Genomic DNA, 314 nt, shown 5'->3' with positions numbered 1-314 from the left:
AAGGAAGAAAAGAAGGAGGGAAGGGGGGAGGGAGGAAAGAAAAAAGGGAAAGAGAAAGAGGGGAGAGGGAAAAGAAAAGGGGGAGGGAAAAGGGAAGAAAGAAGGGGAGGGAGAGGAAGGAGGGGAGGAAGAGAGAGAAAGGGGGAGGGGGGAAAGAAAAAAAAGGAGAAGGAAAGGGAAAGGAGGGAAAAAGGGAAGAAGAAAAGGAAGGGAAGAAAGGGGAAGGGAAGAGAGAGGGAGGGAGGGAGGGGGAGGGAAAGGAAAGAGGAGGAGGGAAGGAAAAGGGTGTGTAACTATCGAAAACAATCTAAATA

Annotated in this window: 1 protein-coding gene; it reads left to right on the top strand. The window is 49.7% G+C overall.

Annotated features, from left to right (window positions below; all coding sequences use genetic code 11):
• On the top strand, nt 1-293 hold a 293-nt coding region (locus NR125_RS30405), incomplete at its 5' end, for a hypothetical protein (protein ID WP_256816916.1).
• Nucleotides 294-314: the final 21 nt, after the last annotated feature.

It is taken from the genome of Cytobacillus sp. Bac17 (assembly GCF_024519925.1).
Lineage (GTDB): Bacteria > Bacillota > Bacilli > Bacillales > Cytobacillaceae > Cytobacillus > Cytobacillus pseudoceanisediminis.
Note: the sequence above shows the minus strand (reverse complement) of the source record. Positions and strands in the feature narration are given on the sequence as shown.